The organism is Bremerella cremea (assembly GCF_039541315.1).
In the GTDB taxonomy this organism is placed as follows: Bacteria; Planctomycetota; Planctomycetia; order Pirellulales; family Pirellulaceae; genus Bremerella; species Bremerella cremea.
In genome coordinates this window covers 116,490-138,997 of sequence record NZ_BAABFZ010000009.1, presented here as the reverse complement: position 1 = coordinate 138,997, position 22,508 = coordinate 116,490, and the positions used below count along the sequence as shown (strand labels likewise).

Annotated in this window: 23 protein-coding genes; 13 read left to right on the top strand and 10 right to left on the bottom strand. The window is 56.7% G+C overall.

The features are described from left to right. Positions 1-33 precede the first annotated feature (33 nt). From ABD890_RS23940 to ABD890_RS23915, 6 genes are all read left to right on the top strand, one after another. A complete protein-coding gene (locus tag ABD890_RS23940) occupies positions 34-900 on the top strand; it encodes a DUF58 domain-containing protein (RefSeq protein WP_345095356.1) in 867 nt (288 codons plus the stop codon). Beyond that, entirely contained in the window at positions 897-1,769 is an 873-nt protein-coding gene (locus ABD890_RS23935) for a hypothetical protein (RefSeq protein WP_345095355.1), read from the top strand. Before ABD890_RS23940 ends, ABD890_RS23935 begins: the two co-directional genes overlap by 4 nt. Beyond that, positions 1,766-2,689, top strand: coding sequence for a vWA domain-containing protein (locus ABD890_RS23930; RefSeq protein WP_345095353.1), 924 nt, complete (start codon positions 1,766-1,768; stop codon positions 2,687-2,689). Before ABD890_RS23935 ends, ABD890_RS23930 begins: the two co-directional genes overlap by 4 nt. Continuing rightward, complete coding sequence (locus ABD890_RS23925) at positions 2,683-3,732, top strand: VWA domain-containing protein (RefSeq protein ID WP_345095351.1); 1,050 nt, start codon at positions 2,683-2,685, stop codon at positions 3,730-3,732. Before ABD890_RS23930 ends, ABD890_RS23925 begins: the two co-directional genes overlap by 7 nt. Further along, the gene (locus tag ABD890_RS23920) at positions 3,729-4,475 is read left to right on the top strand and encodes a hypothetical protein (RefSeq protein WP_345095349.1); all 747 of its coding nucleotides are present in this window, start codon (positions 3,729-3,731) and stop codon (positions 4,473-4,475) included. Before ABD890_RS23925 ends, ABD890_RS23920 begins: the two co-directional genes overlap by 4 nt. 97 nt (positions 4,476-4,572) lie before the next feature. Further along, positions 4,573-8,292 carry a hypothetical protein gene (locus tag ABD890_RS23915; protein ID WP_345095347.1) on the top strand — a complete coding sequence of 1,240 codons (3,720 nt, stop codon included), beginning with the start codon at positions 4,573-4,575 and terminating at the stop codon, positions 8,290-8,292. A 98-nt stretch (positions 8,293-8,390) separates the two neighbouring features. On the opposite strand, the gene ABD890_RS23910 is transcribed toward ABD890_RS23915, so the two are convergent. From ABD890_RS23910 to ABD890_RS23895, 4 genes are all read right to left on the bottom strand, one after another. After that, complete coding sequence (locus ABD890_RS23910; protein ID WP_345095345.1) at positions 8,391-9,086, bottom strand: transglutaminase-like domain-containing protein; 696 nt, start codon at positions 9,084-9,086, stop codon at positions 8,391-8,393. Between the two features lie 243 nt (positions 9,087-9,329). Continuing rightward, on the bottom strand, positions 9,330-9,767 hold the full coding sequence (locus ABD890_RS23905; RefSeq protein WP_345095343.1) for a hypothetical protein: 438 nt from the start codon (positions 9,765-9,767) through the stop codon (positions 9,330-9,332). Positions 9,768-9,844: 77 nt separating this feature from the next. Next, positions 9,845-10,129 carry an acyl carrier protein gene (locus ABD890_RS23900; RefSeq protein ID WP_345095341.1) on the bottom strand — a complete coding sequence of 95 codons (285 nt, stop codon included), beginning with the start codon at positions 10,127-10,129 and terminating at the stop codon, positions 9,845-9,847. A gap of 61 nt (positions 10,130-10,190) precedes the next feature. Continuing rightward, a complete protein-coding gene (locus ABD890_RS23895) occupies positions 10,191-11,108 on the bottom strand; it encodes a CBS domain-containing protein (protein ID WP_345095339.1) in 918 nt (305 codons plus the stop codon). 786 nt (positions 11,109-11,894) lie between these two features. On the opposite strand from ABD890_RS23895, the gene ABD890_RS23890 reads away from it, so the two are divergent. The 6 genes from ABD890_RS23890 (at position 11,895) to ptsP (ending at position 16,496) form a co-directional block, all read left to right on the top strand. Further along, positions 11,895-12,440, top strand: coding sequence for a hypothetical protein (locus ABD890_RS23890; RefSeq protein WP_345095337.1), 546 nt, complete (start codon positions 11,895-11,897; stop codon positions 12,438-12,440). Next, positions 12,437-12,769, top strand: coding sequence for a tetratricopeptide repeat protein (locus ABD890_RS23885; protein WP_345095336.1), 333 nt, complete (start codon positions 12,437-12,439; stop codon positions 12,767-12,769). Before ABD890_RS23890 ends, ABD890_RS23885 begins: the two co-directional genes overlap by 4 nt. Before the next feature lie 37 nt (positions 12,770-12,806). Then, complete coding sequence (locus ABD890_RS23880; protein WP_345095334.1) at positions 12,807-13,043, top strand: carbon storage regulator; 237 nt, start codon at positions 12,807-12,809, stop codon at positions 13,041-13,043. A gap of 182 nt (positions 13,044-13,225) precedes the next feature. Continuing rightward, positions 13,226-14,206, top strand: a complete 981-nt coding sequence (locus tag ABD890_RS23875; RefSeq protein WP_345095332.1) for a flotillin-like FloA family protein — start codon at positions 13,226-13,228, stop codon at positions 14,204-14,206. 117 nt (positions 14,207-14,323) lie between these two features. Further along, positions 14,324-14,680: a non-structural maintenance of chromosomes element 1 family protein gene (locus ABD890_RS23870; protein ID WP_345095330.1), complete on the top strand. Its 357-nt coding sequence runs from the start codon at positions 14,324-14,326 to the stop codon at positions 14,678-14,680. 109 nt (positions 14,681-14,789) lie between these two features. Beyond that, positions 14,790-16,496 (top strand): phosphoenolpyruvate--protein phosphotransferase, encoded by a 1,707-nt coding sequence (gene ptsP / locus ABD890_RS23865; protein WP_345095329.1) that lies wholly within the window; start codon positions 14,790-14,792, stop codon positions 16,494-16,496. 103 nt (positions 16,497-16,599) lie between these two features. On the opposite strand, the gene ABD890_RS23860 is transcribed toward ptsP, so the two are convergent. The 3 genes from ABD890_RS23860 to ABD890_RS23850 form a co-directional block, all read right to left on the bottom strand. Beyond that, a complete protein-coding gene (locus tag ABD890_RS23860; RefSeq protein ID WP_345095327.1) occupies positions 16,600-17,679 on the bottom strand; it encodes a WD40 repeat domain-containing protein in 1,080 nt (359 codons plus the stop codon). A 16-nt stretch (positions 17,680-17,695) separates the two neighbouring features. Next, positions 17,696-18,355: a DUF1559 family PulG-like putative transporter gene (locus ABD890_RS23855; protein ID WP_345095325.1), complete on the bottom strand. Its 660-nt coding sequence runs from the start codon at positions 18,353-18,355 to the stop codon at positions 17,696-17,698. A 282-nt stretch (positions 18,356-18,637) separates the two neighbouring features. Then, positions 18,638-19,297, bottom strand: coding sequence for a hypothetical protein (locus tag ABD890_RS23850; RefSeq protein ID WP_345095323.1), 660 nt, complete (start codon positions 19,295-19,297; stop codon positions 18,638-18,640). Between the two features lie 415 nt (positions 19,298-19,712). On the opposite strand from ABD890_RS23850, the gene ABD890_RS23845 reads away from it, so the two are divergent. Then, positions 19,713-19,949: a hypothetical protein gene (locus ABD890_RS23845; RefSeq protein WP_345095321.1), complete on the top strand. Its 237-nt coding sequence runs from the start codon at positions 19,713-19,715 to the stop codon at positions 19,947-19,949. Positions 19,950-20,050: 101 nt separating this feature from the next. Here ABD890_RS23845 and ABD890_RS23840 read toward each other — a convergent pair whose 3' ends face one another. The 3 genes from ABD890_RS23840 to ABD890_RS23830 form a co-directional block, all read right to left on the bottom strand. After that, positions 20,051-20,380 (bottom strand): hypothetical protein, encoded by a 330-nt coding sequence (locus ABD890_RS23840; protein WP_345095319.1) that lies wholly within the window; start codon positions 20,378-20,380, stop codon positions 20,051-20,053. Between the two features lie 45 nt (positions 20,381-20,425). Further along, complete coding sequence (locus ABD890_RS23835; protein WP_345095317.1) at positions 20,426-21,445, bottom strand: hypothetical protein; 1,020 nt, start codon at positions 21,443-21,445, stop codon at positions 20,426-20,428. Between the two features lie 110 nt (positions 21,446-21,555). After that, positions 21,556-21,732: a hypothetical protein gene (locus ABD890_RS23830; RefSeq protein WP_345095315.1), complete on the bottom strand. Its 177-nt coding sequence runs from the start codon at positions 21,730-21,732 to the stop codon at positions 21,556-21,558. Between the last annotated feature and the right edge of the window lie 776 nt (positions 21,733-22,508).

Genomic DNA, 22,508 nt, shown 5'->3' with positions numbered 1-22,508 from the left:
AGACCCGGCCAGAATGACCTTGCTGAAATTCTTATGACGCATCATGCAGTACTGTCGGACGACGAGTTCCTCGACTCGAGACGTTTCCTGGTCGCGGCGAAACGACTTGCCAACGACCTGGCGTATGGTACCGATCCTTCCCAGTTCCTAGGATCGGGCACCGAATACGTGCAGTCGCGGCTTTATCAAAGTGGCGACCCGATTCGCTCGCTTGACTGGCGTGTCATGGCTCGAACCGGCAAGCCGTTCGTCAAGCAGTTTGAAGCGACCAAGGCGTTGCCTTGCTATTTGCTGATCGACACGTCGGCCTCGATGACGGTCAGTTCGCTGCCGCGCAGCAAGTATGGGCATGCGGTCATCATCGCCACAGGGCTCGCCTTGGCCTGTTTGGATCGCGTGAGCCCGGTCGGCATGATCGCCGTCGGCAGCCGCGATCTTCGGATCCGTCCGTCGTTGTCGCGCGATCAAATCTTGACGTGGTCGCACGAACTGAAAAAGTATCGCTTCGACGAAAGCACTTCGCTGACTCGGCGGATAACCGAGTTGGCTCCGATGCTGGTCAGCCGGGCAATGGTGATCGTGCTAAGCGATCTGCACGATCCTGGTTGCGTCGGCGCGATTCGCCTGCTGGCGCAAAACCACGATGTCTGCGTCTTGCAGTTCCGCGATCCAGCCGAGGTTGGTCAGCAAGGAACCGGCTTCATTCGCGCTCGCGAGGTCGAAACTGGCCACCTCTATATGGCGAAAGGGACGCAAGAGCTCGTCAAGCAAAGTGCGATAGAACAAAGCATGAAGCGAGGCGGCATCGACCACATGCTGATCGATACGGGCAAACCGTACGAGCGCAACCTGAGGCATTTCTTCGCTTCCCGCAGCATACTGGGAAAGGCGCAGCGATGAAACGAACTTTGCCCCAGCTTGCCTTTCTGCTGTTGGTCTTCGGCTTCCTTTGCTCGAGTGAACGATCGGCGAATGGCCAGAGGTTGCCGGAAACATCAACTTCGTCGACGGTCGGAATTCCGTCCGTCCTGCGAGACGTCGAGATCCCTGGCCCGTTGCTCGAAGCTCGGCCGATCGAGAACAGCATGACCCCGGTAGTCGTCCGTGTTCTCGCCGCCAAGCGAGCCGACCAGGCCTATCGTTACGACTTCGAGTACTACGCGCTCGAGCCTGGCCAGCACAATCTGATCGATTACCTGACCCCGGTCGAAGGGGAACCGCTCGCCGAAGCTCCGGAACTGTGGGTGCAGGTGACTTCGGAACTGACCGAGAACCAATCACTCTCGCTCCAGGGGATTCTGTTTCGTGCCACGTCGTGGTTTCGGACGTATACGGTCCTCTTCTGGATGGCTGTGATCGGCTGGATTGCGGGGCTGGTTTGGATTTTGAGGCTTGGCAAAAAGAAGGAAGCCCCAGCGGTCGCTCCACGCCAGGTACAAACGCCATGGGCCCGGCTGCAAGAGAAGATCGGCCACAAGCCGATCGGAGAACTCACCGGCTCGGAGAAGGCGGAAATCGAACGGCTGATCTATACGATCTGGTATCGGCTAAAAGCGTCGGACCAGAGTGCCTCGGAAGCGTTCGTGGCACTGAAGCAAGACCCCGACGCCGGCCCCATGCTGCGGAAGCTAGAGCAGTGGTTACATGTGCCGGAGGGGGAAGCGATCGACTTGGAAGATGTCTTGCGGCAACTGCGTCGTCAGCAGCCACGTGACGAGGTGTCTTCCCCATTGCCCACTGCGGCCAAGGAGGCGATGGGAACATCATGATCTATTTCTCGGCACCCTTATGGCTGTTCCTGTTGTGCGTGCCAGCCCTGTTGATGGTCTGGGTGTGGACACGTCAGACGGGCAGAATTGCGTTTCCGCTCGATCACTCCGAGCTACCTCCGTCGCGTTTCTGGTTGAATGTTCTGCGTCTGGTCGAATCGCTGCCGGTGCTGCTGTTGGCGGTGGTGATCTTGATCTTGGCCGGCCCGCAGCGGATGGGCGTACCGCAAGCGAAGCGTTCGCTGACCAACATTCAGTTTTGCGTCGATGTTTCTGGCAGCATGACCGCCAAGTTTGGCGACGCGACCCGTTACGACAAGGCGATGGAAGCGATCAATGGCTTCCTCGATTACCGAGAGGGGGACGCCTTTGGCTTAACCTTCTTTGGCAACGCGGTGGTGCACTGGGTTCCACTGACGACCGATTCGTCGGCACTGAAGTGCGCGCCGCCCTTCATGCATCCCTCGAATCCGAATCGCTCGGACTGGTTCCAGGGCACGGAAGTGGGTAAGGCATTGCTCGCTTGCCAGGAAGTGCTCAGTGCGCGTTCCGAGGGGGATCGCTTGATCGTGCTGATTTCGGATGGCCAAAGTGCCGATCTCGCCAACGGCCAGGCCGAGGCCATTGGCAAGTTGCTCCGCGACAGCAATATCGTCGTCTACGACATTCACGTTGCCGAAGAGGATACACCGGCCGAGATCGCCACGATTGCGATGTTGACCGGCGGCGAGGTGTATCACCCTGGCGATCCGGAAACGTTGGCCGAAGTGTTTCAACAGATCGACAAAATGGAACCGGCGGAAATCGAACGGACGGTCGGGCAGCCGCTGGATAACTTCCAGCCTTACTGCCTGGTGGCGTTGTGTCTCTCGGGCCTGTTTCAAATGAGCCTGTTCGGCTGGAGGTACACCCCATGGTAGCCTTGTTTGCCGCACTGGGCGTTGGCTTGTTGGTAGCATTGGCCGAAGGGCTTCACCTGCGGCGGGTCAACAAGATTCGAATCCTGGCGTTCGGTCCGATCGGTCGGCCGCAGCGTTGGGCTCAAGCCGCGCCGGCGCTGCGCGTGCTGGCGCTTTCTCTCTCGACTTGGGGGCTGGTAACGCTGCTGCTGATCGAGCCCCTGTCAGGCGGCAACAGCGTGATCGAAACCGAACGAAATCAGCATCTGATCGTGCTGCTGGATGTCTCGCCGAGCATGGATCTGCCAGATGCCGGTGTCGATGGCAAGCAGACGCGCAAAGCCCGGGGCAAAGAACTGCTGGAGTCGATCTTTCAGCGAACCGTCGTTCATAACTTCAAGACCAGCGTGTTTGCCGTTTATACCGATGCGTTTGCCGTGGTGGAAGAAACGACCGACCCCGAGGTGATCAGCAATATTCTCGACGATCTGCCGATGTACTCGGTCTTCCAGAGCGGCAAGACCAATCTGTTTTCAGGGCTGGAAAAAGCGGCCGAGCTGGCCAGCCGCTGGGAGGCCAACAGCACGTCGATCATCATCGTCAGCGATGGCGACACGGTGCCGGCAACCGGCATGCCGCGGATGCCTCCGTCGGTCAGTCAGATCCTGGTGCTGGGAGTCGGAGACACCGCCTCCGGCACGTTCATCGATGGCCATCAATCGCGACAAGATGTTTCGACCTTGAACCACACGGCGATTCGCCTGGGTGGGCACTATCACAATGGAAACAGCCAGCACCTGGAAACCTCGCTCGCACGCTCGATCATGGCGGTCCCAGAGGCGAAGCCGTTCGAGAATCTCACCATGCGTGAGTACGCCATGCTCGCGATCGGTCTGGGTAGCCTGCTGTTGGCGACGTTGCCGGTGTTGCTGGATTGGTTCGGAACCGAGTGGAGTCCTGGCCAGCGACATCCGCGTCCATTTCGCCGGAAAGAGATGGCCACCGTATCGGCCCGTTCCGCCGCGTCTCAGAAAGTTGGTCTCGGGCGGAGGGAACTGCTGTGAAGTTGATTGTGTTCACCATCTGGATCCTGGTTGCCGTTGCCGGTCTGGCTTATCACTTCGGGCCAGGTCAGGGGCAAATGACGCGCGACCAGATTTCGCGCCAGCTGGCGGCGGCTCACCGTCACGCGCTGGACGGAGAGTATGACTCGGCACTGCCTCTTTACGATCAGGCGTTGTCGAAGCTTCCCAGTGAACAGCGGGCCAAGGTGTTCGAGGTTCGGATCGAGAAGGCGAAGCTGCAGATCGAAGCGGGCGCCACTCCCAAGGCATATGCCGATCTGGTCGAGATGGCGCCGCTGGTGCTGCCAGATAAACAATTGCCTGCATCGCTGAAGAACGAGCTAACATCGGCTTTAGGGGCAGCAGAGTTCTACGGCACGTGGATCATGCGACTGGAAGGAAAACCGAAGGAAGTCTGGCTTCCCTTCGCCGAATCGTCGCGACAACGTTTTCGATATCTCAGCGAGGCCACCGCGCCGAACTCGGACGACGCGCTGACGTATCGGCAGAACCTGGAACGGGTCATTCGACTCGAACGGATGACCATTGAAGAGCTGCAAGGGATGCCCCTTCCTCCAGCGGTAAGCAATGCCATGTCAGGCGACCAAGGCGAGGGCTCAGGCGATATGGGCGAAGGCAAAGGCCCGGGCAAAGGCAAAGGAAAAGGTGAGGGCCAAGGCCCACCAACCGACGACCGCGAAGGGGCTGGCGTAGGCAACCTCAACCAACGAGATGGTTCCTAGCGGCAGACCCAACCGTGCAACTTCCAAGAATGAATTCTTCAACCTTATGAATATCTCATCGACCGACACAATGTGCGAATACCGAGGACAGGCAGAGGTGAATTTCAAGTTGTTCAAGCCGCTGATGGCGATGCTGTTGGCCACTGCCGGGTTGGTTGGCACGACGTACGGACAAATCGTTACGGCGGCCAGCAAGCCAGTTGCCGAACAAGTGCAACCAGCTAAGGCAGAACCGTCCGCGACGGAAGCTAATCCGGCGGATGCGAAAGCTGGCGAAGATGCTGCTGACGAGAAGCCAGCCGAAGAGTCGCTTCTGCAAGCGGCAGAGAAATTCAAGTTCGATCGCCTTCCGGCCAGCATCCTGGAAGCCTGGAAGCTGGAAGGTTCACGCGACGCGGACGAGGCGACCGAAGAAGGCTCAGACGTGCAGCGCGAGCTGAAAGCCTTGTTGCGAAACGTGACCCTCTCGCAGTGGGCGGAAGTAGCCGACTACCTGAAGAGCCTGCCGGACGAGACCGGTTCGCGGGTCTATCAGGTGATGCTCACTTCGCTGGCCGGCAGCCAGAACAAGGGGACTCCTCAGCCTGGCATGGGTGACCCGGCGATGAAGAAGTACGCCGTGACCAATGTCTTCACCGCGGATGATGTCTTGGGACTGATCGCTGCTTGTCCTGGTTCCTTCGATAAGGAAACCACGACCAAGTTCGCACCGATCCTGGAGCTTTCGTTGGAGCAAGGACACGCCGTCGAGACCTTCGCCACGCGATTCTCGAAACAACTGGAAAGCGATTCCAGCTTCCCGCTGAATCAGCGCGAGGTCGCACGGCTGCTGGTCCTGGCAGGGTATCCGGCCAACGCAGGCCCATTTCTGCCGACGCTGGACGAAGCGATCGCCGAGGATGATCACGACGTCTTGCTGCTACTCACCGAACACTTCCTTGCCGCCAAAGAAGCTGGCGCGAGCAAAGATCAAAACGAACAAGCGTGGAAGTCGCTGCAGGCGATCCTAAGCCTCGACGACTTGCCGGAAGGGGTCGAGATGGAGGCGGTGACGCGCTGTTTGGACCTCGTGCCGTCGATGCCGGAAGACCAGGGAAAAGCCTGGCTGCGGGAAAGCTTCCAAGAGAAGTCGCAGCGCGGCATCATGATCCTTTCGAGCCTCGGTTCGCAGGTCTCGCAGGGGCTTCCTCGCTATGCCCGCGATGTTCCGCAGCGGTTGAAGTACTTGCGTCTGCAATCGCAAGCGGTCGATGCACTGGTGACGACGCTCGAAGCAGAGCCGGAGGCAAAGCGTTCGCGCTGGATGCCGATGGTTTCGCTGTTGGCCGAAAACTGGATGCGAGAAGCCGAGATCACCTTGGACCTGGCCCAGGGAGGCAATATCAACTCGCAGCTTCGTCGAGACCCGTATGGCAACACGTATTTCATCAACGCCAACCAGATGATGCAGCAGAATGGGCCGGTGCAGCCAATTGCCCTCAGCGAGATGATTCAGCTCGCTCCGAAACCATCGTGGGAGGCGATGATCGTTCCGAGCTTGAAGCCAGAATTCATCACCATGATGACGAAGCTTTATTTGAAAGCAGGGGAAGAGATCAAGGCATTCCCCTACATCGAGCAGCTGGCAACGCTGATGCCTGACCGGGCCCACCAGCAAGCCGAAGCGTTCATGAAGACCTGGATCACCAATCACGATCTGAATTCGCAGAACCGGGCCAATGCTGGTCAGGTATTCATGGCCTATGGATATCAGCCCCGCTCGGCGAGCATTCCTCTGACCCGTTCGCAGCAGGAACGGAACCTCAGCGAATTGTCGGATTGGCTCGATCGTCTGAAAGCACTTCCGATCGACCCGATCGATGAAGGCATCTTGCTGGAAGCGTTCATGAAATGCCATTCCACGGCGGAAGTCTATCGGTTGGAAGCGATCGAAAGCGTGTTGGGGGACGTGGCAACGCTGGATGACACAACCCTGGGAAAGATCGCCCAGACCATGCGAACCAACCTGGCAACGGTCTGGAAAGATCCGAACGTCCAACAGCGGTTTAAGACCAACCGGAAAATGGAAGACCTGCAGGCCGAGATCTTGCGTGGATACCAGGTCGCCTATCAGCTGATCGAACGTGGTCTGGCGGCCCATCCGCAAAGCTGGGCCCTCAAGCTTGCCTATGCCGCGCTGCTGCATGACGAGAACGCCTACCTGAACGAGATCGATGCCCACCATAATTTTGAAGAGCAGCGACAGAAAGCCTTCACCGCCTTTCGCGAGGCGGCCGAGTGGTACTGTCAGCAGGTCCCACAGCTCTCGAAGGATGACTATTCGCCCGAAGTCTACCAGTTGTGGTTTCTGGCGGCACTGGGTGCCTGCGACGTTGGCAACATCGACGAAAGCAACCGCCTGGCCCCTTCGCAGCCGCCTAGGATCATCGCGGCGATCGAACAGTTGCCTCCGCCGGCACGCGAATATCATCAAGAGCAGTTCGCCAACGGATTGTTTCAGACGCTGTCGGGGGTCAGTCCCAACGCGAAGTATCGATATCTGAAGACCGGGCTGGAAGTCGCAGGTGATCACCCCCTGACGAATGAAGCCCAGAAGGTCTTTTCGTTTTACAAAGATCTGGTGACTGAAATCCAGTTGGATGTCGCCATCGATGGAAGCGATGTCGTCGGCCACGAGACGCCCTTCGGTGTCTACGTGAATATTCGCCATACGGCGGAGATCGAACGCGAGTCAGGCGGGTTCGGCAAATACCTGCAGAACCAGAACAGCATGGCGTTCGCGTATAACTATGGACGTCCGAAGGAAAACTATCGCGACAAGTTCGAGGCCGCGGTCCGGGCCGCGCTGGAAGAACAGTTCGACGTCCTTTCGGTTACCTTTCAAGGTCAAGGGACCCAGTCGAAATCGCTCAACCAATATGGCTGGCGCGTGACGCCTTACGCCTTCCTGCTGTTGCAGGCGAAAGGACCCCAGGTCGATACCATTCCGTCGTTTTCGTTGGACATGGATTTCGTCGACACGTCAGGCTACGTCGTCCTGCCGATCGAGTCGGCGATCATTCCGCTCGATGCGTCACCCACGAAAGGAGATCCTCGTCCTTACGACCAGGTGAAGCTCGTTCAGACCCTCGACGAGCGGGAACTGGACCAGCAAAAGCTGGCGTTGGAAATCAAGGCTACCGGAAACGGGGTGCTTCCCGAAGTCGACCAGCTGATCGAGATGAACTTCCCGGGATTCGAGATCACCGAACTCAAGTTCACCCCGGTATCGGTCACGAACTTCGATTCGGCTTCGTCCGATGTCATTGTGACCGAAAGGGCATGCAACGTTTCGCTTCAGGCGGTCGACACGCAGGCCCCGATCACGACGTTCCAGTTTGCGAACCCGCAAGAGAAAGCGGCCATTGAAGAGCTCGTTTACCAGCGGTTTGATGACGCCGATATTCTGACCGTCGGCGCGACGATTCCTCTCGCGGAACCGGTCTATCACTTCCGTTATCGTCCCTGGATCGTGGGGGGCATGATTTTCGTCGTCTGCCTGGCAGGCGGACTGGCTTACCTGTACCTCGCTCCGAAGGCAGAGGTTCGAGCGGAAGCGGAGCGAATCCAAATGCCGCCAGAGATCACCCCGTTCTCGGCCATCAACTTCCTGCGGCACTTGAAGCAGGAAACGGATTTCAGCGAGCAAGACCGCTCGGAACTTCAAGGGACGATCGATTCGATCGAGCGGATGTATTTCCGCCAGGGAGAAACGCAAAGCATTGACCTGGAAGAGATCCTTCAAAGCTGGATGGAGAAGTCACGCTCGATCGCCTGACGCCCATGTAACGGTGTGCCTGGCTTATTGAAAGATGGTTCGAGCCCCGCATGGCCTTGCCGCCGTTCTACGGCTGGCCTGGGAACATGCAGCCAGCTTCACTCCTGGATCGGATCGGCCCATACCGTGAATTTGTGCAGGGTGTTCTTTCCGAACGTGGTCGTCAGCGCGACGTCGGCGGCATCGCGGCCACGGGCCATCAGGACCCGCCCAATTCGAGGGACATTGTTCCGCGCGTCGAAGGTATACCACTGGCCATCGAGATAGGCCTCGAACCACGCACTGAAGTCCATCGGATCGTGCCCCGGGGGAACACCGATGTCTCCCAGATAGCCGGTGCAATAGCGCGCCGGAATATTGCAGCAGCGGCAGAGCGTGATTGCCAGATGCATGTAGTCACGGCAAACGCCGACTTGCTCGCGGTAGACCTCCAGGGCCGTTCGCGTGGCACGCGCCTCCATGTAGTTGAAGCGGATGTGGGAATGAGCGAAGTCGCAAATCGCTTGCACACGGGGCCAGCCGGGCGCGGTGTTGCCGAATAAGCTCCAGGCAATATCCTTCAATTCGCTGTCGACCTCGCAATAGCGGCTCGCAAGCAAGTACAGCATGACTTCGTTGGGAAGTTCCTGGATTTGGAGTTGGCGACTGCCAGGTGCCTGAAGATCCGTAAGACCGCAATCCTCGACAACCGCCTCGTTCCGCAGGGAAATCCGCCCTGCAGGGGCGACGATGCGTGCGCAGCGGTTGCCATAAAGATCGTAGTATTCGGTTGCCGGCACATTCGGTGCAATCACGAGGCGATCTGGCCGCCTCGTCGTTAGCTCCCGAGATGGATGCAGAAACAGCATCAGCACCATCGGAGCTGGCTCGGGCGAATCAAACTCAATATCAAACCCAACACGTATAAGCATATTACCTGCCAATTGTTCGCCGATTCTGCGACGCGCATTCCAAGTCGTAAGGCGGAGAGTCTCTCCGTCGATGCGTGATGCTCGACGTGATTCCCTCCTCGGTTTCGTGGCTGAAAGCCGCCTAACCTATTTATCGTGCTCGTCTACCTGATAGGCGAGCGTCGCGGCATCGTATGTCAAACGATACCTGCTGCTGACCTTGGCTTCGGATGCCTCAAGGGCCTGCAATACGTTGTCCATCGCTGCCGCGTTCAACTGCTCGTCGCAAGCACTGACTGCATTCAGCACGATCAAGCCGATTCGTTCTGAATCCGATTGAAGCTGTTCGCGCAGATAGCCCTTCACGAGCGGGTAAGGTCGGTAGTCATTCGTGTTGTGGGAACGGAAGCGTTCGTAGGCGTGGGAATCGGAAAACCCGTAGATCACTCGATAGGAAGAGTGACTTATTCCTTCCTCGAGCCGGGGCCCAACTCGTTTCTGTTCGTCCATCAAGACATATTTGGGCGTCGCGAATGATTCCGAATCGGGAATCGTACTCAACACATCCTCAACTATTTGCCGCATTGTTGCGTTACCTTCCAGGCAGTCCATGTTCAACGGTATGGGACTGCCAATGTTTGTTAAAAAACGTGTGCCCGCTGCTATTCGCGGTGGGGATGTTGCGTCTCCAGCGTCATGGAAACAGAAACAATGACATCCTCGATGGTCTGCAAGTGCCGAAAGGCTTGGTCATCGATTTGGATATGCAATTCTTCTTCCAGGTCGGCTGTTAACGCCAGCACATCAATCGAATCGACTCCCAGGTCCTCGACCAACCGGCTTTGCTTGGTAAGCTGATCGTGTCGACAATTCGCGCACCTGGCCACAGCCTCGAAGATCAAATCGGCGAGGGGGGATGACTGAACCTGGTTTGGTTGCTTTGACATCAAGTGTGATCTTATTCAGTCCGGCTAAGATGCCTTCGAGTGTGACTTGCCAGCGACGCGTTTACTTCAAAATGGCGATGGCGTGGCGGATGACATCGCTTCGGCTGACCTGGCCAATCAGTTTGTCTGCCTCCAACACCGAGAAGCAGCGAAATGGCGATTCAAAGAACAATTGAGCGACCGAAAACAGGTCGATATCTGGCTCGATCGTTCGGGTGTTCAAGTCGGCGAATGCCGACACGGTATGCTCTGACAGACGACCATATGCCACACGAAATGTTTCGGCGATCGGAAGACTTGCTTCACCCTGCGTTGTCGGTTGCCCAAGTCGACACTCTAAGACGGTGGCTAACACGTTCGACGAGTCCAACAAGTCGCGCCGCGAAACCTGTCCGACTACGGTATCGGCACAGACCACTGGCAGCCGATCGAACTTCGACTCGATGAAGATCTTGGCAATGCTCCGCACGTCGGTGTTCATGTCGATTAACCGATTGCTGTCTGGATCGGTAAAGTTGTGAACCCGTGCGGATGGAATCTTGTTGTAGGCGGCTTCAGCAATAAAGCTCAGGCATGTTTTCTCTGAGAACACACCAATAAATTTTCCATGCGAGTCAACAACCGGGGCTCCAGAAAAACCTCGCGCTAAAAGCGACGACATCGCATCGAACACATCTTCTTCCGGGCCGAGCGTGAATAGCTTCTCCCGGGAGACCATGACTTCACCCGCGTTCATCGGAGCGATTGCCGGAGTCGCGATCCATTCATTGAGAGAGGCCAGCACACGCATGCAACATTTCTCTGAAAAGACACCGCGGTACTTTCCCTGCGAATCGACAATGGGAAGTTCCGTGATCCTTCGCGACAGTATCTGCTGCATCGCCACGGGTACGAGCGTCCCAGGCGCCAACGTCTGCGGCCCCTGGGTCATGATCTCTCGAGCGACGGGTGTCTTGACATGACTGGTCTGCATTTTCATCGCGGAATCCTTTATGAAACTCGAAAAGTGTTTTTGTCCCGTTGCCGTACACCAGGTGTCCAGCGACACCGGTTTACGTCTCCCGGTCTTCGGTTCCGAGATCGTTGATCGTCTGCTTCCGGCTTTTGGTCTGAAGCCCTGGATGGCGCAATGGTTAGCTCCGAGCGACGCCTGGCCACGCGTCAACCGCTTCTTGCCTAAAGCCGGATGCACGTTCTATCGATTCGCCTCTCGAGCGTGCGAGGCGATTCCAGAGAAATGATCACACTCAATCCACGACGAACATTTCTTAAAGCAATCTGCCGGGACCGTTTCCGCGGTTCCAACGAGCGAAAACGATTTGTTCGTGAGTGTCCAAGAGCACAACAGCCTCGCGATGTGGCACCAGAAATCCACATGTTCTTTCTGCATTCCTGCGAACTTCCGCAGGCAGGCTTGTGGTTCGTCTTCCGGAAATGGTTCGCATCGGAACGTATTGTCGCGAAGTCTTCCCGTCTGACCGCATCCTATGCCTGATCGATTCGCAAAGCAAGCAACCGTCGTTGACTTGTAGAGATTGGCAAACAATCTCAAGCATCGGGTCCCGAGTCGATCGAAGTCATGCGCCCCTTCCCTCGCAAACAGCCCACACTACCGTTTTCGGGCGGGAACTACGTATTGGAAGTGTAATAGTTGCGAATCTTGCGGCGATTGTCGGCCTGTTGGCGCTTATTTAGACATACAATATTTGCATCTACTGATTTCGTATCTTCACGCCGTTGATCGGTACTTCGAGGATTTAGCCCAATGTCAATCGCACGGATTACCCGCAACGCGTTCTTAGCTGATCGCCAAGGAAACAAGTTTGCCGATGTCGTCGAAGATCCCGATCAGCCCTTCGAGGCGGTGCTGGAATTTTTTAACGACGCCAACCGACAACGACGCATGGAAGAGTCCGAATTGCACCACGATCGTGCACCACTCGCCGGTGTCGTGCGAGAGCTGGAGTCGAAGCCTGATATCGACAAGTTTCTCTCCGAGATTCATGTCAAACGCACCACGCGACTGCGCCAAGCGATCGGTGTTCTGGTGCGGATGATCATGGAACGCCGAGGGTGGCGTAAGACTGGCAAAAAAGGCTCGCTCGGCGTGCGTGCGACCACGGTCGATCAAGTCCCTCGTCATAACAGCGGTGGGCTGGCATTCTGGTTCGTTCGCGCGGAACGCTACGAGAGAATCGAAGGAAGCGGATTCCAGTCGGTTCAAGAACGCTGCCGGGCCTACTCTGCCGCGCAGTCAACGCAGCGCTCCAAGCCCGGTAAAAGACGCACGACAGTAAGGACCGCTTCATGAGTTCACTTTCCTGGCTGACCGATTGGTTTACGCAACGCGACCGCGCCCACGTGCTTTACAAACGGGGCATGGTTTGTGCTCAGAAGCACGATCATCAAGCGGCTGTCGTGTTCTATACATCTGCCTTGGATGTCCCAGAAATCACCCCGGAGCTGACCGCGATGGTTTTGTACAACCGCGGGCTCGTCTATGTGGCCTCGGGAATGGCCGAGCAAGGCGCGGCAGATCTGAATGCGGTTCTCGCGATGAACGAAGCAGGTGCGAACGTCAAAAAGGCCGCCCAGCAGAAGCTCGCCAAAATAGAATCGCGGACCAGGCACCGAGTCTAACGACGATGCAAAATCGCATGGCACAAAGGAGTGACCAATGCTTGTCCTCAGCCGAAAGTCAACCGAGGAGATTCTGATCGGTGACGAAATCATCGTCACGGTGTTAGAGGTTCGTGGTAACCGTGTAAAAATCGGAATCATGGCTCCCCCGGAGGTGACGATTTCTCGTTCGGCAAGCACGACAATCACCCCCGTTCGCCAAACGGACACCGCCGATATCGTCGTCAGCGATCCGTGCGAGGTGAAAGACGCATCGAGCGCGATCTCACACTAATCACCGTTTCTCGACAACGGTCGTTGTCTGACCGAACGGTTTTCATCTTTTCTCAACCAACACTCCGGCAGAATTCGTCGCCTTATTCCAGCCTCGCTCTGTCACCAAGCACATTACCAAGTGTGATCCGTCGCCATGCATGATGGCGACCGGCAACCCTGGTGGTGCGAAAGCAGAACAACATGTACGTCGTCTGGAGCCTGGCGATCGCCACCGCCATTGGATTGGTTCTTGTTGGCTATTGGTATTTCCAGCTATGGGTCCAAGCCTATTCGACAGGAACGGGGATCCGCTTCCTGGACCTGGTATTCATGTCTCTGAGGCAGGTCAATCCTCGCGAGATCGTTGAATGCAAGATTATGGTGAGTCAATCGGGAATGCCCCCAGTCGAAACCAGGTTGCTGGAAGCGCAGTACCTGGCCGGAGGAAATATCCGCCGGGTGACTCTCGCCGTGATCGCCGCCGACCGCGCCGGCATTCCTCTGGATTGGGATACGGCCGCCGCCATCGACCTGGCTGGCCGAGACATCCTCGAGGCGGTTAAGACCAGCGTCGATCCTAAAGTGATCGTATGCCCCGACCCGAAGGACGCCCGCAGCGACGTTCTGTTTGGAATCGCTCGAGATGGAATTCAACTGAAGGTTTGCGTGCTGGTAACGGTCCGGACGAACATCGCGCAGCTGGTAGGCGGAGCCACAGAGGCGACCATCATTGCTCGTGTGGGGCAAAGCGTCATTTCCGCCATTGGTAACTGCGAGCACTATCACGAAGCGCTTCGCGATCCGATGTTGATCACGCGAAAAGTGCTGTCAGAGAAACTCGACGCCAACACGGCGTTTGCCATCGTATCCATCGACATTGCTGAAATTGAAGTCGGACAAAACATCGGAGCACGGCTTCAGATCGATCAGGCAGACGCGGACTATCGTGTCGCGCTGGCCTTCGCCGAACAGCGCCGCGCCATGGCAATTGCGCGGCATCAAGAGATGCGAGCCAAGTGCTCCCAAAGCCAGGTTCGCGTTGTCCTGGCGGAAGCTGCCATCCCCAAATCAATGGCCGAAGCGTTCCGCGCCGGTGGCGTGCAAAGCGATCAGAAGAGGCGCAAGCCTCAAAAAGTGCGTTCCCCATTTCCGCACCTCAAGCACCTGGCAGCCTTGGCGTAATGATGGCCATAGCGAGTGGCTGTCGGAGACGCGAATGCCGCGAAACAATCTGCGATCGTGCCAGCAACTGCTGACCGCTGAGACGGACGCCGGGTATTCCCAGAAAGAACTTGTTCCATGGACAACTCATATCTCTTGATTCGAGCGATGGCGAAAGAATGCCAAGGCGTGCTTCGAAGTCGAGCCACCTTAAACAGACAGCTGCCAGATGCGATGCAGCCCAAGCATCTGATTTGGATGTGCAATGAGATTGAGAAACACGCGGAAGATACGCCACCGACGAAGCTAAATCGTTGGATAGGCTACATCCAGTGCGCAATACTGGCGCATGGCATTTTGGATCTGGATGGGCTCAAGGCGATGTTTCAACAGATTAAGAGCGATCATGGAGAAACAGCCGAAGATCAGGAAGATCTTACTGATCACCTCGATCCCATGTCTTCGTTCGAATTCGATATTGGCGGCCAGGGGTAGGCACACCACGACGACGTTTCGCTCGACAGGCAAAACAACTTCACCTTTGCGATGAGAGCCCATTGGCTTCGTTCCCTGGTCTTCAGATCCTAATAAGAGACGGTACTACATGAAAATATTGACGGGAACTCCAATCTCTCCTGGATTTGCAGGCGGTATCGCGATTATCTACGACTTCGAGGTCGAACGAAGAATTGAACTTCCGCAGCATCCCATTTCGGATGTCGAGATCGAACTCGAAGGACATCGGGTCGACGATGCCCTCGCCCAGTCCACGCATGAGTTAACGTCAATCGAAGAACAGACCAACCGGCTGGCAGCACGCCTGGAAGCTACCGAGGTATTATCTGCCCATGCGACGATCGCGCAGGAACTCGCGGCCCTCGTCCGTAAACAAATTGCCAGCGATCGAATTAATGCCGAAGACGCATTGAATGCGGTTGTCCAGGAATTCGCCACGCGCTTCCAGCAACTCGACAGCAACTACTTTCGCGAACGAGAACAAGATGTACGCGACGTAGGACACCGACTGTTAAGACACCTGCTGGATCCCTCCTTGAATCAACGGGAACCGTTGCCCAAAGGCTCGGTTGTCGTCGCGCGGGAGCTTTTGCCATCGGAAACCATTGAACTCGTCAACTCAGGCGTCGTCGCGATACTCACCGAGTTTGGCGGTCCCCTCAGCCATACGGCGATTATTGCCCGGTCTTTGGGGATTCCGGCCATCAGCGGCATCCCGGAAATCACCTCCTGCATCGAAGCTGGAACAAACGTCCTGGTCGATGGCGAAACCGGCTGCATCGAGTTAAACCCGTCGAAGGCAGTTGAATCTCGATTTTGGATTCGGGAGAAGCTGTACGAGAAACGTCATCATGCGAGCGTGGTGGATGAACAACTTCCTTGCATCACGGCCGATGGGACAACGATCCAGTTGTTAGGCAATATCGGGATCCCGATGGAGGCACCCGAAGTTACGAAACATAACCTGGCCGGGGTCGGTTTGTTTCGCACCGAGTTTCTCTTCCTCGAGTCCACCAAGCGGCCTAGCCTGGCAGAGCAAGTCGAGATCTATAGCGGCGTATCCAAGAGCTTGAACAATCGCCCGCTGACACTGAGAACATTTGACCTGGGAAGCGATAAACTGCCGCTGTTTCTGCAGTCGTCGCGGGCCGAAACCAATTCGATGCTGGCGTTGAGGGGACTGCGGTTCTCTTTGAAAGAGGTCGAACTGTTGAACACGCAGTTGAAGGCGATCTTGCAAGTCGGTCGAACGGCCGACGTTCGTATTTTGTTTCCCATGGTGATCGGTCCCGACGATTTCTCTCAGGCGATCGATGCCGTCCGAAATGCGACGGGCTTTGTTGGTATCCAACAAAGGCCACAAATCGGTGCCATGATCGAAACGCCAGCGGCGCTGTTTGCGCTCGACGAGATTCTGGAGTTAGCCGATTTCGTTGCCATTGGCACCAACGACTTGACCCAATACATGCTGGCCGTGGACAGAGATCTGGCCGAGGGGCACGATGACTGCACGGCCATGCATCCCGCGGTATTGCGAGCCATTCGCTGGATTGTGAAAAAGGCACGCACGCACAATTGCCCCGTCTGTGTGTGCGGAGAAGAAGCAAGCAATGTCGACTTTGCCCGGCTTCTGATTGGGCTGGGCATTCGCGAATTGAGCCTGGCCCCTTCGCGTGCCGCCGATGTGCGTCACGCTTTGAGAAACGTCGACTGCAACGAGGCGAAGAAGATTGCTTCCTTGGCCCTGAAGTGCCTGACAACATCGAGCGTTCACGAACTCTGCAAGCGGTTCTAAGTGCCTGCCGGACACGCTCTTGTCGGCGTCTTGGGAGGTTTCATCGCATAGGGCCTGGTTATCATAAGCGACGCTGGAAGAGGTGCTTCTGCAACGCACGACGTCAGGGCTCTTCCTCGAGAACAGGTTCCGGGAAGTTCTTGATTTCCGCAAGGTTGTCTTCCTTGACTTCAATCATCATCAGCCCGTCGTTCACGCTGGTGAGATACAGGAGCTGTTTCTCGTGGTCGAACAGGGCTGAGTTGATCATGCCGCAGCTCAACCAGACTTCGTCGAGTTGCTCGCCGGTGTTCCAGTTCCAGAGCCGCAGCGAGCCATCGTTTCCGGTCGTCATCAATCTGCCGGACGCATTGTCAATCGGCACCAGATTGCGAATGGTCCCATGATGGGCCCGCCGAATGACGCGGACCAGTTCCGCAGTGGAAGTGTTCCAGATCGAGATATGGTTTCGCGAGTCACTGACGGCAAGCAGTTCGTCATCGAGAAATATAAGGCCCGTCACGATCCCTTCCTGGGGCGAGAATGTCTTGGCTGGTTTGCTGCCATCGATCGGACGAACTTGCACCGGCGAACGCTCGCCGGCGGTGGCAACCCGTTGGCCAGTCGGCGAAATGGCGACTGCGCGGGCTCCCCCTGCTTGCTTGCCGAGATTCGTCGGTTTCCAGTCCCCTTCGACTTTCGTCCAGGCCAGAAATTGCCCATCTAAACTTCCACTGACGAAGCTAGGCGCGCCGGGACCCCAGTCGATGCAAGATACCGGCGCATCGTGACCAGCGAGCCGTTCCTTGGTGTCGGACGTGGAGTGCCACAACCAGATCACGCCACTCTTACATCCGAAGCCATGCAGCGTCCGGTCAGCCGACGATGTCACTGAGCTGACCGAATCGACGATCACCGTCTCGGGATTGCGCTGGGGAAATGCGTTGGCGTTGAATTCCAACACCTGATCAATCCGTGACCAGCGAGGCGAACTGAGGACCGCACTCGCGTCGGAGTTGCCGTACATGCCTAAGATCAAGGTGCCGTCCGGAAGAATCCCAATCGGATGAGCAAACCCGACCGAGCCTTCCGCCGCAAACGCACTCAGGACAGGAAGCAGGCTCGAAGCGACCAGCAAAAATGGTACGACCTTGCGGATTGCGAATCCGCATGCTTGACAAGTGGAAATCGTCCAGCCTGCCATGGTGAGCTCGCTTTCGCTAAGGTTCGCTTGTCGTCGGCCAATCGAGTCGATGTAAGGTTTGGGATCGGTCGCGGATGATGGTCGTGGCGCCGATCTCGACCGAGCCGACGATTCGCTTCGCCACCTCTTCCAGTGTCAAACCGCCGGACTGAAATTCAGAATCGGCGACGACATCCTTCGGTTCCATCCAGTGGATACCGGAATCGGTGAGTTCGAGAATGAGGATACTCTTCTGCGGCGGAAGATGACAGGCGACTTCGGTTTTGACACCGGAAAAGGGAGACCGCTGCATGGCATGTTCCACGTAAGCCACGAAGCGGGTGTCGTTCGCATGGCTACGATTGCCGGTCTGATAAAACGTTCCGACACCGGCAGGTTGCGGGAACTTGGCGCCTGGCTGATGTCTTGTTCCGTCCGCCAGGTCGGCATTGCTGGGGGCATTCCAGGCCGAGGTAAAGTCATACTCGTCGTAGAAAGCATTCGCCTCGACGAAAGGGAGGATCAATACCCGCCAACTATGCAGCGGCTGACCATCCGCCTGCTCGACTTGAATCGGTGGCCACGCTCCAAATGTGTCGCGATAGTTGTTAAACGCATGAGCAATATTTTCCAACGCCTGCCGATCAGGCGACGACGTCCCGCAGCCCAGCAGCGACGTTAGCAGGACGCAGGCCAAGAGTATCATCCCATAGCCGTGTCGCGTATTCGATGAATGCAAAGGGTTCTCGCCTTAGCCTCTGAAAGAATCGGTTGCGTGCAGAAAGTGGCTCGTCGCGTGATCTCGATTGTAACGCATACGACAATGCAGCCGACAGAAAACGGCCGACGCTTTCCCATGTCCATGTTACCGCCAGGCCCGATGGCTAAGTTGGGCTGCTGACCGTAAACGAAGCAATCGACCGCCTGGCCGAGTCTGGCGGAGGCAACGTCTGGACGCACCTTAGGCTGCGTGAGCGACTCAGCAGCGGGTATCCGTCGGAGATGAGTTTTCATTCCTATCTTTCGAGAAGCGGATGGCGTCGATCATTTCCGGAATTTCACCCAGGCCAGCCCAACTCTTGGGCACCAAGAACATGTTGCTGGGGGCCATGAAGCGGAAGAAGTGCGTTTCCAGTCGTTCGATTGGAGTGACCGCCAAATCGCCTCGCTGTTTGAGTCCAATCGATTCAATATGGGCGAGCTTCCAACCGGCCAGGTTCAAGTTCCATGGTTTGCCAAGTGGGCAGCAGTGACTCGCCTGATCGCGTTCCGTCTTCTTCAAAATCATCGCGATCGGAATCTGGTCCGAGGCAAGCCGTTGTCGCACTTCGTCGAGCGTTGGGCATTCGCCTCGCAGTGCAGACGCGAAGGCCCATTGCGCTGGCGAATTGTCTGCCGGTATCAACTTCCGTTCGGTCGCATGCACGATCGTCGCTCCGCGACCGACCGCCGGCTTGCGGACCAAGAGCGGCAACGTGTGGTCGTCGATCCATTCCCGCAGTAGTGCATCCCAGGCTGTTTCGAGTGGAGCCGGTATCGTTGGCCGTGCGTCACAGCACGCCCAGGCTTCGGCCAACTGGCGGAGTGGGTCATGCAAGTCATCAGAAAGAGGTGACGGGCAGGCGGGCAAGTGCGACATAGGAAATCTTCTACAAACAGGCTCTCAATATCGATCGGCGGAGGTGGCTACGATTATACGTTGCCCGACGACGCAATCATCGCTCCACTTACTTCTTCTTAAACTGTCTCAAAATCAGGCCGCGGCGCAGGGGAGATGTGAAGGGAGTAGTGCTAGTCATCTTGTGAACAGATGGTGATGCGTCAGGTCTTCTAGCCGTCGGGCACATGGCTAAGTCGATCTCCCGTCAATGCGGCTCGACAGCCATTCCAAGCTACGCGCCTACAACGTAGCAAAAGGCATTATGGTAAGGCAGGCCGAAATCAGTGGCTCAAGGCGTGGTCTGTTTGTACGATGAAACGTCTAGGCGAAGTACGTGGCGTGGTATCCTACGTGTCGCGCATATCTATGGTCAGGTCGAGCAAAGGCGTAGGCGATGAGGTGGGAGTTTGACGGGGTTTCGTACGCGACCGCCTATGGCATGTACCGTTTCGGCCCATTGACGTTGCCGCGGATGGTTGCGGAGATCGAAGCCCTGTTTCCGGCGACGATGGTTGTGCGGCGAGACATGGTGGAGGTGTACGAAGAACGATACCGCGAGGCGGCCGCGATGCTCGCCACGTATCGTACGGGTTCCGCGAAACTCTGGCCAGGGCGAAGTGAGGTGTGGTAGCAAGGCACCGGGGTCAAGAGTTTGCATCTTTCGCGCGGAAAAGCATGGCCACGCAGAACCGTGGCCATGGTACCTGACCGATTGCTGCCTGAAGGCGCCCACTACCCGCCGTACCGACTTGGTCGGTAGACGAATCGGACGGTCATCGAGATGTCTTGGCCGGCGGGGGTGGTGAAGTTGAGTTGTTGGGGTGGGGCTTCTTCGTTGACTTCGAAGTTGCATTGAACTTCCACCGCGACTTCGGTCGGGCCGCCGAATTCTTGCCACTGGTCCGGGTCGCACAAGGCGGCGGCACAGCATTGGATCTTGTGGTTCAGCAGTTCCAGCCGCTTGTCCTCGTCGGTCGTGATGCCGGCGTCGATAATCACGAAGGTGATCGTGCCATCTTTGCCTTTCAGCACCATGTCGATCTGGTCTGGGTCTTCTAACATGCGATGCCTTTCGTCGTAGGTTCGTCGAGGTGGTTCGCAACAAGTTTACTGCCAGCGACCAAATGGGGCGCCACCCCATAACTCGTATTCGCAGTCGAGCTTTTTCAAGTGCTTGAGAAGTTCTTTGTCCCCGTCCACCTTGGGCGCCGTCGGGATAAACTGCAGCTCGAACTGCGGCTTGCCATCGACGCGATAAAGCAGGTCGAGCTGAAGCAGCCCGCGTTTCTCGTACAAACGCCATGCCAGCGGATAGCGAACAGGCCGGCCTGTGTCGATGCCTTCATGCGTCGCTTCAAACGGATCGAAACCGTCGGCGTATTTTCCCGAAACCTTCACGCCTTCAAAATGGGGCAGCAGGTCTCGATGCTGCGAAAGCGCAGCGAGCGGGTCTTCCAGGTGGGCAAGATTCACGCCGACTTGCACATAGGCGTCCAGCGAGAGAAGCGGTTCGCTGATTTCGCAAAGCAGCTCGCGAAAGTTCTCTGGCGTGGGCCCTTTGAACTTGAGCGACTTCAATTGCAAACTTGTCGCGTCGACTGTGGCGAAGTAGTTCTCGATGTCTGGTCCGGTCAATTTCAAAAGCGTCGCGGTGTCGTTACCTGGCTCGAAGAGCTCGATCTCGATCTCCGTCGCTGGCCATCGCCGGATCCAAGCGACGTCGACTGGCGGCAACATTGTCGGTGAATCGTAATTCACTTCGTACGTGTCGCCATCCACGCGGTTTCGGATAACCCAGAGGTCTCCGTCCGGGAATTTGCCGATCGAATGAAGCTCCATCCGATCTTGCAGAAGTGAACCTGCCAGCTCGATCGTCGCTGGAAACAGCGTGCGGTCTTTGGCCGACTGCCACCAAGAGTATTCGAGCGAGGCAAGCTCATCTTGCCCAGGGTCTACCTGAAAGATGGTGAGTGGCCCGGCCGGCAGATCGTGCCAGAACGAAATGACCCACGGATCGGCCCCACGCCCAAACAGCAATTCGTCGAACTTGAACCGCTTGCGAAACGCCGCATAAGTCTTCAGGTTCGCGTCCATCTTCAAAACTGCAGAGCCGAGGACGTACGCCATGGTCAATCGTTGCTGCTACTAACGAGAGGAGAATGGAATATGGTATCACGCCTAGCATAAACGTCTTATGAGACGCATGCCACCGGGGCAGTTCAAGAGAAGTCGAATCTTCATCGGAAGAGAGACCGCAGGATGGCACTGGCAACGGCAAGAGTCCGCTTCGCATCGTACGTGTGCCACGGGCCATCGGGCCAGTGCGAAGTGAGGTGAAGGTTAATCGGTGGATAACGCTTCCACGACTTGAACGCTTCGCGACGCAAGCCATGGCCACGCAGGGCCGTGGCCATGGCACCTGGGCCGTCGGTAGGTGGAAAAGGTCAACTCATGCAGGTGACCTGAGCCTTCGTAGTGCCTGACCAATTTCCGATGGGCGGATGACCGTGTCATGAGTTCATCTTAACGAGTCGGAAGAGGGAAGAGAATGTTTTGTAGGTGAATTGATTCGATTGGCACTTCACACTGCTGAGGGCAGCAGTGGCACACGCAAGAGTGAATGGCTCAGCAGTGCCACCCCGCCGAAGATCATGATGCCGTCAGAATTCTCCCCGAACAAATGCAATGATGGCTAGGACCGTTGCAATTGCAAAGCCGATCCACCCGGCCTGCCGTAACCAGAACGAACTCGTGGTCGAGAACTCACGTCCTTTGGACAATCTACCGGCAGAAACGGCACACACGACATTCCATGCAATGCCGCCGGTCATGATAAGCAATGGTAAAGTCGCTGGGTTACTCATTGGACAATCTCGGCAATGAGGCAACCAACCAGCGACACTACTATTGCGATAAATCCTAACAGACGGAGAAAAAACCAAAATGGATGAGATAGAGTCCGACTATTCTTAAGTCGGCCGACACCTTCCCAAATAAGGAAATGGTAGGCGAATGACACCAAGAGAGCGATGAACCATAGGGTTGATGGTGTCATCACTGATCCTCAACAGCGTAAACGTAAACTGGTTCTCCGCCCTTGTACATGATTTATATCGTACCTGCTTCAAGACCTCGCTGGACAAAAGTTGGATACGCAGCGTCAAAGATCAGTCCCGCAGAGCCAATGTTT